Consider the following 11,341-nt stretch of genomic DNA (forward strand, 5'->3'; position numbering starts at 1 on the left):
GAGCGGCGGCTGAGAATTTCAGGGTTGAGCGGAACAGACTCAACTTTCCTGACGTTGTATCTGTCGACAGACTTGGGAACAGCTAGTACGAGGTGAGGGATGGACGCTTTCAACCCGACCACGAAGACCCAGCAGGCGATTTCGTCGGCGGCGCAGGCGGCCACGATGGCGGGCAATCCGCACGTGGCGGCCGCGCATCTGCTCGGTGCCCTGCTGGCGCAGGGTGAGGGGCTGACCGCACCGCTGCTGACCGCGGTCGGGGCCGACCCCGCGCAGGTGCACAAGGAGCTGGAGCCGCTGATCGCGGCGCTGCCGTCGGCGACCGGCGCCACCGTGTCGAGCCCGCAGTTCGACGCGCACGCGGTCAAGGCGCTGACGCACGCGCAGAAGCTCGCGACCGAACTCGGCGACGAGTACGTCTCGACGGAGCACCTTCTCGTCGGCCTCGCCACCGAAGGCGGCCCGGTGGCCGACCTGCTCAAACGGCACGGAGCCACTCCGGACGCGCTGCGTGAGGCGTTCGCCAAGGTCCGCGGTTCCGCGCGGATCACCAGCGCGGACCCGGAGAGCACGTTCAAGGCGCTGGAGAAGTACGGCGTCGACCTGACCGAACGTGCCCGCGCCGGCGAGCTGGACCCGGTGATCGGCCGTGACACCGAGATCCGCCGCGTGGTGCAGGTGCTGTCGCGGCGTACCAAGAACAACCCGGTGCTGATCGGTGAGCCCGGCGTCGGCAAGACGGCCATCGTCGAAGGGCTCGCGCAGCGCATCATCGCCGGTGACGTGCCGGAATCGCTGCGCGGCAAGCGTGTCGTGGCGCTGGACCTCGGCTCGATGGTCGCGGGCGCCAAGTTCCGCGGCGAGTTCGAAGAGCGGCTGAAGGCCGTGCTCAAGGAGATCACCGACTCCGCGGGCGAGGTCGTCACCTTCATCGACGAGCTGCACACCATCGTCGGCGCGGGCGCGACCGGCGAAGGCGCGATGGACGCGGGCAACATGATCAAGCCGATGCTCGCCCGCGGTGAGCTGCGGATGGTCGGCGCGACCACGCTCGACGAGTACCGCCAGCACATCGAGAAGGACGCCGCGCTGGAGCGGCGCTTCCAGCAGGTGCTGGTCGGCGAACCGTCCACAGAGGACACCATCGGTATCCTGCGCGGGCTCAAGGAGCGGTACGAGGTGCACCACGGTGTGCGCATCACCGACGCCGCGCTGGTCGCCGCCGCGACGCTGTCCGACCGCTACATCACCGCCCGGTTCCTGCCGGACAAGGCGATCGACCTGGTCGACGAGGCCGCGTCGAAGCTCCGCATGGAGATCGACTCGCGGCCCGTCGAGATCGACGAGGTCGAACGCGCCGTGCGGCGGATGGAGATCGAGGAGATGGCACTGTCCAAAGAGGATGATGCCGCCTCCAAGGACCGGCTCGCCACGCTCCGGTCGGAGCTGGCCGAGAAGCGGGAGACGCTGACGGCGCTGACCGCGCGCTGGCAGAACGAGAAGGGTTCGATCGAACGCGTCCGCGACCTCAAAGAGCAGCTGGAGCAGCTGCGCGGCGAGTCCGAGCGGGCCGAACGCGACGGCGACCTCGGCAAGGCCGCCGAACTCCGCTACGGCCGGATTCCCGCACTGGAGAAGGAGTTCGAGGCCGCGATCGCCGCCAGCGAGGTCAGCCAGCAGAACGTCATGCTGAAGGAGGAGGTCAGCGCGGACGACGTCGCCGACGTGGTCAGCGCGTGGACCGGCATCCCGGCGGGACGGCTGCTGGAAGGCGAGACGGGCAAGCTGCTCCGGATGGAGGACGAGCTCGGCCGGCGCGTCGTCGGGCAGAAGGAGGCCGTGCAGGTCGTCTCGGACGCGGTGCGCCGCACCCGGGCCGGCGTCGCGGACCCCGACCGGCCGACCGGTTCGTTCCTGTTCCTCGGCCCGACCGGCGTCGGCAAGACCGAGCTGGCGAAGGCGCTGGCGGCGTTCCTGTTCGACGACGAACGCGCGATGCTGCGCATCGACATGAGCGAGTACGCCGAGAAGCATTCGGTGGCGCGCCTGGTCGGGGCGCCGCCGGGCTACGTCGGCTACGACCAGGGCGGGCAGCTGACCGAGTCCGTGCGCCGGCGGCCGTATTCGGTGGTGCTGCTGGACGAGGTCGAGAAGGCTCACCCGGACGTGTTCGACGTACTCCTCCAGGTGCTCGACGACGGACGGCTGACCGACGGCCAGGGCCGTACGGTGGACTTCCGCAACACGATCCTGGTGCTGACCTCGAATCTCGGTTCGCAGGCCATCGCCGACCCTTCGCTCGACGAGCGGCAGCGCAACGACGCGGTGATGGCGGTGGTGCAGCGGCAGTTCAAACCGGAGTTCCTGAACCGGCTGGACGACATCGTGGTCTTCCACGCGCTCGGCACCGACGAGCTGACGTCCATTGTGGACATCCAGATCGACAGGCTCGCTTCGCGGCTCTCGCGGCGGCGCCTGACGCTGGAGGTCACCGACGGGGCACGCGAGTGGCTCGCGCTGAACGGCTTCGACCCGATCTACGGCGCGCGGCCGCTGCGGCGGCTCGTGCAGTCGGCGATCGGCGACAAGCTGGCGAAGCAGTTGCTGGGCGGCGAGGTCCGGGACGGCGACACCGTGCGGGTCGACATCCCCGCCCAGGAAGCCTCGGAAGCGCTGACGGTCACCCGAGTGGACGACGGCAGCTGAAGAGGTCGTGAGTGGCGATTCGGGTTCTAACCCGAATCGCCACTCACGACCAGCCGTACTCGGGTGTGCGGAGTCTGAGCACGCGAGATCCGTCTCTGAGCACGCGAGTGCGGTGTCGCGCCATCTAAGGCGTAGGTGTCCGTGAAGAACCTTGAGGGTTGGGAAGGCGCCTTCACTACCCGCGCAACCGGTGACCGAGGCGAGCAGACCCGCCGCGCGAATCGTTGGCGACAGGGCGATTTGTCGACGTTTCGGCACGTGTTCGCCGGGTGCGGCACCGAAAGGGGTGGCGCGACACGGTGCCCGGCGATCACTTCCGGTGAGTGCAGGGGGATACCCTGAGCGTCGTGGGTATTCCGGCGTGGATCTGGTTCGTCATCGCCGCCGTCGCGTTGGTGGCGGGGCTCGGGCTGCTCGCGGCCGACCGGGCGAAGGAAGGCTCGCGCAATCGCGAGCGAATGCGCTGGGCCGAGTTGCGTGGCTGGCAGTTCGTCGAGGAGGACGAGCGGCTGCCGCGGCAGTGGTCCGGCGGCGCCATCGGGTACTTCGGTGCCGAGGCGGCGGTCAACGTCGTGGCCGGGTCCACTTTCACCTCCGACGGGCGCCGTCCCGTCTTCATCTTCGACATCGAGACCGAGGGCCAGATCCCGGCGGTCGTCGTGGCGGTGCGCTGCAACCGCGTGCACGAGACGCCGCTGGAGATGTGGCTGTCCAGTGTGCCGTTCCAGCGCCAGGACATGCCCGAGATGCTGGGCCCGATCGGCCAGCGCTACGCCTTCGCGGACGACTCCGAGGGTGCTCGCAAGGTGATCACGCAGGACCTGGTCGACGCGGCCGATTCGCTCGGCGGCGACGTCGGTGTGGCGTGGCTGGAGAACGAGTGGGTGCTCGCGAGCGTCGCCCCGAACGCCGGGCCGTCGCGGCTCGAGCGGCTGCTGCGCGACCTCGGCGAGATCGCGGACATCGTGGACCCGTTCGACGAGGAGTACGACAACGCGCAGGCCCCGGGCCGTCACTGGCAGGCCCAGGCCGCCGATGACGTCGAGCCCCAGGCCTAGAAGGTCAAGACTGCTTGAGCTCCAACGGCAGCGCGCCGGCGGTCACGCCGGTGTGCGTCGGCTGACCGAACACCGTCAGGTCGAGTGTCCCGGACTGCGTCACGTGCCCCGCCTGGGCGGGGTCGGCGGTGGGCAGGAGCCCGCGGACCGAAGTCGTCGTGGTGCCGTGGACCTGTGCGACGTCGACGATGCCGAGGTCGCCGCTGATCGTGTTCGCGCCGGATCCGGTCAGCGCGGCGCCGTGGTGCGCGAGGTCCGCGGCCTGCTCGGTGGTCACCAGCCCGTTCGCCGGGCCGACGCTGCCGCCCAGCGCGTGTTCCTGGCCGAAGCCGCCGCCCGAACCGACGTCCAGTGGCAGGACGCCCTTGAACCGGCCGTTGCCGTGCTGCGCCGACGTCGTCCCGACCGCCGCGTATTCGCCGAGATCGACGGCGTGTCCGGAGGACCGGCCCGCTTCCAGCGCACCGCCGAGATCGCCGGAAAACCCGCCGTCGAGCCGCAGGGCCCGATCGAGTTCGCCGCCGGCGTGCTGTTCGGTCTCGTTGATCACGCCGTATCCGGGCAGCGGCCGGACGGAGTGATAGGTCCCTTCGGATGCGCCTAGGCCGCGGCCGTCCTGACTGATCAGCGACGGCGTGCCGGTGCGCGGGTCGAGGGCGGCCTCGGTCAGCCGCTCGCCGGTCCGCTCCAGCTTGGTCTCGTTCCCGGCCACGACACTGCCGTAGCGGTCGAGCTTCACCGTGTTCCGCTGGCCCTGCGTGACGGCTTCGGCGGTCTTCGCCGCGGCGAGCGCGCCGACCTTGTCCGGGCGGACCGTGACACCGTCGCGGGTCTCGACGCTCTCGCGCACCGAACGGCGGACGTCCGCGACGACCTTCGCGTCGCCGAGGTCCTTGCTGTAGACGTTCCGTTCGGTGCTGTTCAGAAAGCCGCGAAGGACCGTCGCGTCACCTTCGCCGGAGACGCCGACACCGCGGTCGAGGCTGCCTTCGCGCTGGTGGTCGAGGGGCAGCGGGACACTGCTGCCGAGCGGGATCGCCGGGTCGGTCTGGGCGGCGAGTGCGGTGGCGGGGCCGGCGAGCAACAGTGCCAGCGGCGCGGCACCGGCCGCGACCTTGGGCAGATAGCTCGGCTTGCGCCTGCTGTGCTTCCCCATGATCGGGGACGATACTTCCCGACCGGAGTCGTTGCATGTCAGACCCCCACGTGGGTGGTTTTCCGTGGTCGACGCTCATCGAGCCCGGCGTCGCTCGGCTCGATGACCGAGCACCGTGACGATGCGCCGCCAGGCCGGTGACGCCTCTCACGGTGGAGGGCGTCCAACAACACCAGCCCGGCCACGTCCTCGGGGAACAACTGCGCGAATCGATGCGCGTAGAAGCCGCCGAGGGAATGCGGCACCAAGACGTAGGGCGCCGGGATGTCCTGGGTGCGCAGCAGCGGAAGCGGATCGCTGTACCTCCTGGAAGCCTCCGATCGGCGGAGTCGAGGTGATGTTCTTCGTCATGGGAGGAGGCTCCAACCCTGACGCAGGGTCAAGGTCAACCCGCGTCCCGGATTCCGACCGGGGAGTAGGTTCCCGGTATGACTCACACCGCTCTGATCACCGGTGCCACCGCCGGCATCGGCGCGCAGTTCGCGCGCCGGCTCGCCGCGGAGGCGTACGACCTCGTGCTCGTCGCCCGCGACGTCGACAGGCTGGAGGCCTTCGCCGCGGAACTGGTCGAGGCGCACGGTGTCGACGTCGTCGTCCTCGCCGCCGATCTGTCCGAAGTGGACGGTCGGGAACGAGTGGAGGCCAGGCTGGCCGACGAGCCCGTGGACCTCCTGGTGAACAACGCGGGCTTCGGCCTCAACGGGGATTTCTGGACCATCCCGCAGGACGCGCTGCAGCGTCAGCTGGACGTGAACGTCACCGCCGTCCTCCGGCTGACCCGCGCCGCGCTGCCCGGCATGATCGAACGCGGCGAGGGCGCGATCATCAACGTCAGCTCGGTCGCGGGTTTCTTCAGCGGCCGCGGGTCGACCTATACGGCCAGCAAGAACTGGGTCACGTCGTTCACCGAGGGCATCGCGGCGTCCTTGCCCAAGGGCGTGCGGATGATGGCGCTCTGCCCCGGGTTCACCGCCACCGAGTTCCACGAGCGGGCAGGACTGGACAAGCCCGGTCCGAAGGCGTTCTGGCTCCGGGTCGAGCAGGTGGTGGACGAAGCCCTCGCGGATCTGCGCCGCGGCAAGGTCATCTCCGTGCCGAGCCTGCAGTACAAGGCGCTCGTCGCGGTCGGCGGCCTGCTGCCGCGGGCGGTGCTGCGCAAACTCGGCGGTGGTTTCGGGGGCAAGGGCCGTACCTGACCCGTGCGGTAGGGCGAGCCCTACCAAGGAGACGCACGCCCACCCCAGGGTGCTTCCGACCTGGGATTCCTAGGGTTTTACCCATGAACACTGGGTGGAACGGTGACGCGGTCCGGCTCGACGGCGTCCGCAAGGAATACGGCAAGGGCGTCGTCGCCCTGGACGGGGTGACGCTGGCGTTCCCGCGTGGCGGCTTTACCGCGGTGATGGGCCCGTCGGGTTCGGGCAAGAGCACCTTCCTGCATTGCGCGGCCGGGCTGGACCGGCCGACGTCGGGGTCCGTCGTCCTCGACGGGCAGGAGCTGGCCGGGATGAGCGAGACGAAGCTGACGAAGCTGCGCCGCGACCGGGTCGGCTTCATCTTCCAGGCCTTCAACCTGCTCCCGGCGCTGACGGTCGAGCAGAACGTCACGCTCCCGCAGCAGCTCGCCGGCGCCAAGCCGGACCGCCGGGTCGTCGAGGAGATGCTCACCCGCGTCGGGCTTTCCGGTCGCCGCAAGCACCTTCCCGGCGAACTCTCCGGCGGCCAGGCGCAGCGCGTCGCGATCGCGCGGGCGCTGGTCACCCGGCCCGCGGTGGTCTTCGCCGACGAGCCGACCGGCGCGCTCGACACCCGCACGGCCGCCGAGGTCCTCGGCCTCCTGCGCGATTCGGTCCGCGGAGGCGGCCAGACGGTGATCATGGTGACCCACGACCCGATGGCGGCCTCGTACGCCGACCGCGTGATCTTCCTGGCCGACGGCCGGATCGCGGACGAACTGTACGCACCGACCGCCGACGTCGTCGCCGAGCGCATGACCCACCTGGGTGCCTGGGGCAACCCCGTGCGGGCGGGTGTGTGATGCTGCGACTCGCTTTCCGGACCCTTCGCCTGCGCAAGGGCGGGTTCATCGGCACCTTCATCGCCGTCTTCTTCGGCGCGCTGATCGTCGCCTCCTGCGGTGGCCTGATGGAGACCGGCATCCGCGGCAACGCGGAGCCGCAGCGCCTCGCGGCCGCCCCGATCCTCGTCACCGGTGCTCAGACCTTCGCACTGCCCAAAAAAGACCCGGCCTCACTCGACGCCGATGACAAACGCAAGTTCGAGGACGCGCGACTCCCCGAACGCGTCCGGCTCGACAGCGGGCTGGCCTCCCGGATCCGTTCCGTTTCCGGCGTCTCGGATGTCGTCGGCGAAGTGAGCTTCCCGCTCGCGGTGGGCGGCCGGAGCGCACTCGGCCACGCCTGGGATTCCGCCGTGCTGACCCCGTACGCGCTGGCAGCGGGTACCGCGCCCGCCGCGGGTGAGGTCGTCGTCGAGCCGGCGACTGGGCTGAAACCCGGTGACAGCGTCGAGGTCGCCGCACGCGGCAAGACCGAAACGTTCCGGGTCGCCGGCGTGGCCGGTGCGCCGCGTCCGATGACGCAGGCCGCCGTGTTCTTCTCCGGCGCCGACGCCGCCCGGCTCTCCGGGTACCCGGGCAAGGCCGACGTCATCGGCGTCTTCACCAAGCCCGGCACCGACGTCGAGGCCGTGCGGGAAAGCGTCGCCAAGGTAGCTGGCGGGGCCACCGTCCTGAGCGGGATCGACCGCGGCGTCGCGGAATTCCCCGAGGCCGATTCGAGCGGCTCCAACCTGATCGTCATCGCCGCGGTGTCCGGTGGGCTCTCGGTGATGGTCGCGATGTTCGTCGTCGCCAGCACGCTGAGCCTGTCCACCCAGCAGCGATCCCGCGAACTCGCGCTGATGCGGGCGATCGGCACGACCCCGCGCCAGCTGCGGCGCATGGTGCTCGGCGAGGCGCTGGCCATCGGCCTGCTCGCCACCGCGCTCGCCGCCTTCCTGGGCCCGCTCCTCGGCGAATGGCTGTTCGGTCAGCTCGTCGAAAACGGTGTCGTGCCCGGGGTCCTGCGCTTCTACCAGGGCTGGCTCCCCGCCGTGGTCGGCGCGGGCGCCGCGATGCTCGCCGTGTTCATCGCCGCCTTCGTCGCGGGCCGTCGCGCCGGGAAGATCCGGCCGACCGAGGCGCTCGCCGAAGCCGCTGTCACCCGCCGCTGGCTGACGCCGATGCGCGTCGTGCTCGCCGTGCTCTGCTTCGGTGGCGGCACCGCGCTCGCCATCGTGACCGTCGCCGTGATGACCGGCCCGGTCGCGGCCAGCACCGCGGGCCCGGCGGTGATCCTCTGGGCGCTCGGCGTCGCGATGATCACCCCCGGCGTCGCGAAGGTGATGACGGCGATCCTGCAGTGGCCGATGCGCCTGCTCGGCGGCATCGACGCCCGGCTCGCCGTGCTCAACACCCGTGCCGGGATCGTCCGGGCGGCCGGCGCGGTCACCCCGATCATGCTCGCCGTCGGGATCGCGACCGCGAACATCTACCTCCAGACCACGCAGCAGGAACTGGCGAACCAGGCGTTCACCGAAGACGTCCGCGCCGACGCCGTGATCGGTTCCGTCGCGGGCGGGCTGTCACCGGATCTGGTCGAGCAGGTCCAGGCAGTGCCCGGCGTCGCCGGTGCTTCGGAGTACGTCACCAGCAACGTGTTCATCGAGGCGCCGTACGACTCGTCCGACGAAGGACGTCCGGCGATCGGCCTCACCGCGGCCGGTGCTTCGGCGACCATCGACACCAAGGTGACCGGTGGCAGCCTCGAAGCGCTGACCGGCGCCACCGTCGCGCTCCCCGACGTCTACGCGAAGGACTTCAACCTCGGCGTCGGCGACACCCTGAGCCTCAGGCTCGGCGACGGCACCCCCGCCGACGTCAAGGTGGTCGCGGTGACCAGCCAGCGCGCCGGATTCGAGAGCCTGCTGTTCCCGGCCGACCTGCTGGCCCCGCACACCACCGCCGGTCTCGCCCAGCAGCTGCTCGTCCGCGCGACGCCGGACGTCGATGCGGCGGCGCTGACCGAACGGCTTCGCGAGGCGACGGCCGGGCAGCCGGTCTCCGTCGGTGACCGGGACGCGCTCGTCGCGGCGCACTCGAAGGACCAGGCCGTCGGCGCGTGGGTGAACTACCTGCTGGTCGGGATGATCATCGCCTACACGGTGATCTCGGTCGCCAACACGCTGGTGATGGCGACCGTGCGGCGGCGCCGCGAGTTCGGCCTCCAGCGGCTCACCGGCTCGACCAGGGCGCAGGTGCTGCGGATGGCCGGTTTCGAAGGTGGTCTCGTGGCGCTGATCGGGATCGTGCTCGGCACCGTCGTCTCGGCAGGCGCGATCGTCCCGTTCTGCCTGGTGGCGGCCGATTCCCTGCTGCCGATGGGTTCCCCGCTGATCTACCTGACCATCATCGGGCTCGCCGCGGTGCTCGCGCTGGTGGCGACGCTGGTCCCCGCCTGGGCGGCCACCCGCGGTCCGGCCGTGGACGCCGCGACGTCCGGCAGTGACTGAGCGCACTGGGGGAAACACCCCGGTGGTGCGCCGCGAGCCGTGTGTAAGACTCTCGGCCGTGGCGTACCCCGGGGTTGATCAAGCGGCGAAACTCGAACTGGCCAGGCTGGTCGGCGAACTGGCCGTCGTGCACGGCAAGGTGACTCTGTCTTCGGGCAAGGAAGCCGACTACTACATCGATCTCCGGCGGGCGACGCTGCATCACGCGGCCGCCCCGCTCATCGGGAAGCTGCTCCGGCAGCTCACGCACGACTGGGACTACGTCGCCGCCGGCGGCCTGACCCTCGGCGCGGACCCGGTGGCGCTGGCGATGCTGCACTCCGCGGCCACCGACGGTGTCGTGCTCGACGCGTTCGTCGTCCGCAAGGGCGCCAAGGCGCACGGCATGCAGCGCCAGATCGAAGGCGTCGAGGTGCTGGGGCAGCGGGTGCTCGCCGTCGAGGACACCTCGACCACCGGGGGCAGCGTGCTCACCGCCGTCAAGGCGCTGCGCGACGCCGGGGCGAACGTGGTCGGCGTCGCGACCGTCGTCGACAGGGACACCGGAGCGCGCGAGGCCATCGAGAAGGAAGGCCTCGAATACCGTTACATTCTGAACAAGGATGACCTCGGACTGTCGTAACTCTCAGTTCCCCGAGGGGACGTTCATCGCATCAATGCGGTGAACGTCCCCTTTTTTCGTGAGCGTTTCTCACTAAGAGAGGGGTAACGTCGCTGGTAGGGGCGTGAAAGGGGGCGTACTGGTGGCCGGTTTCTGGGCGAACGTGACGGTGGCGGTGCACATTTTCGCACTGCTCTTCATCGGTTTCGGCGGATTCCTCGCGTGGCGGTGGCCAAAGGTGATCTTCGCGCATGTGTTCTTCGCCGCCTGGGGTGTCCTCGTCAACGTCTTCCCCTGGCCGTGCCCGCTGACGGCGGCGGAGAACTACTTCCGCCATCAGCAGGGCCTCGGTGACCTGCCCGGCGGCTTCAACGCCTACTACCTCTACGACACCGTGTTCCCGCGCTCGATGCTGCCGGTGGTCGTGGTGATCGCGATGGCGACGGTGATCGTCTCCTACGTCGGCGCGTACCAGCGCTGGCGGCACCGCCATCACGACGGCGACGCACCGGCGCACCGCGTCAGCATGGGCTGAGTGACAATCACCGAGTGAACTCGGAAGAAGCCGGTCCCACCGAATGGGTGGCGCGGGAAGAGGTCGGCGTCGGTCCGTGGGAGGGCGAGTGGCCCGCGGACGAGCGCTACGACCCCGAACTCCTGGCAGGAGGTGACCGCCGCAACGTCGTCGACCCGTATCGCTACTGGCGGCGCGAGGCCATCGTGTCCGATGTGGACGGTCGTCGGCACCCGTTCCACGTCGCGATCGAGAACTTCCAGCACGATCACAACATCGGCACCGTGGTCCGGACGGCGAACGCGTTCGCCGCGGCCGCCGTGCACATCGTCGGACGGCGGCGCTGGAACCGGCGCGGCGCCATGGTGACCGACCGCTATCAGCACCTTCTCCACCACGAGGACGTCAACGGCCTGCTCACCTTCGCCGCCGCGGAGGGACTCGCCGTGGTCGCCGTCGACAACACCCCCGGCTCACAACCCGTCGAGACCGCCGAGCTGCCGCGCGAGTGCGTCCTGCTGTTCGGTCAGGAGGGGCCCGGTCTTTCGGCCGAGGCGCAGAAGACCGCGTCGCTGGTCGTCTCGATCGCGCAGTTCGGCACGACCCGCTCGATCAACGCCGGCGTCGCCGCCGGCATCGTCATGCACGCCTGGGTCCGGCAGCACGCCGACCTCACCACCGCCTGGTGACGTCCGTCCGATCACGCGTGCCGTCCGTCTGATCACACGCGCCGT

9 protein-coding genes are annotated in these 11,341 nt (G+C 70.1%); 8 read left to right on the plus strand and 1 reads right to left on the minus strand.

The window, feature by feature from the left end:
* Nucleotides 1–99 precede the first annotated feature (99 nt).
* Both clpB and H5J31_RS21460 read left to right on the plus strand, forming a co-directional pair.
* Nucleotides 100–2,706 (plus strand): ATP-dependent chaperone ClpB, encoded by a 2,607-nt coding sequence (clpB, locus tag H5J31_RS21455; protein ID WP_181774410.1) that lies wholly within the window; start codon nt 100–102, stop codon nt 2,704–2,706.
* Between the two features lie 347 nt (nt 2,707–3,053).
* A complete protein-coding gene (locus H5J31_RS21460; RefSeq protein WP_181774411.1) occupies nt 3,054–3,764 on the plus strand; it encodes a type III secretion system chaperone family protein in 711 nt (236 codons plus the stop codon).
* Nucleotides 3,765–3,768: 4 nt separating this feature from the next.
* Here the strand turns inward: H5J31_RS21460 and H5J31_RS21465 are convergent, their stop codons facing one another.
* The gene (locus H5J31_RS21465; protein WP_181774412.1) at nt 3,769–4,920 is read right to left on the minus strand and encodes a hypothetical protein; all 1,152 of its coding nucleotides are present in this window, start codon (nt 4,918–4,920) and stop codon (nt 3,769–3,771) included.
* A gap of 428 nt (nt 4,921–5,348) precedes the next feature.
* Between H5J31_RS21465 and H5J31_RS21470 the strand changes: the two genes are divergently transcribed.
* The 6 genes from H5J31_RS21470 to H5J31_RS21495 all read left to right on the plus strand — a co-directional run bounded on the left by H5J31_RS21470 (nt 5,349) and on the right by H5J31_RS21495 (nt 11,296).
* A complete protein-coding gene (locus tag H5J31_RS21470; RefSeq protein WP_181774413.1) occupies nt 5,349–6,116 on the plus strand; it encodes an SDR family NAD(P)-dependent oxidoreductase in 768 nt (255 codons plus the stop codon).
* An 83-nt stretch (nt 6,117–6,199) separates the two neighbouring features.
* Nucleotides 6,200–6,958: an ABC transporter ATP-binding protein gene (locus H5J31_RS21475; RefSeq protein WP_181774414.1), complete on the plus strand. Its 759-nt coding sequence runs from the start codon at nt 6,200–6,202 to the stop codon at nt 6,956–6,958.
* Complete coding sequence (locus H5J31_RS21480) at nt 6,958–9,492, plus strand: FtsX-like permease family protein (RefSeq protein WP_181774415.1); 2,535 nt, start codon at nt 6,958–6,960, stop codon at nt 9,490–9,492. The genes H5J31_RS21475 and H5J31_RS21480 overlap by 1 nt, the downstream gene beginning before the upstream one ends.
* A gap of 58 nt (nt 9,493–9,550) precedes the next feature.
* The gene (gene pyrE, locus H5J31_RS21485; protein WP_181774416.1) at nt 9,551–10,114 is read left to right on the plus strand and encodes an orotate phosphoribosyltransferase; all 564 of its coding nucleotides are present in this window, start codon (nt 9,551–9,553) and stop codon (nt 10,112–10,114) included.
* 121 nt (nt 10,115–10,235) lie between these two features.
* Nucleotides 10,236–10,628, plus strand: coding sequence for a DUF2784 domain-containing protein (locus H5J31_RS21490; RefSeq protein ID WP_181774468.1), 393 nt, complete (start codon nt 10,236–10,238; stop codon nt 10,626–10,628).
* Nucleotides 10,629–10,642: 14 nt separating this feature from the next.
* On the plus strand, nt 10,643–11,296 hold the full coding sequence (locus H5J31_RS21495; RefSeq protein WP_181774417.1) for a TrmH family RNA methyltransferase: 654 nt from the start codon (nt 10,643–10,645) through the stop codon (nt 11,294–11,296).
* Nucleotides 11,297–11,341: the final 45 nt, after the last annotated feature.

The organism is Amycolatopsis pittospori, from assembly GCF_013870525.1.
GTDB lineage: Bacteria > Actinomycetota > Actinomycetes > Mycobacteriales > Pseudonocardiaceae > Amycolatopsis > Amycolatopsis pittospori.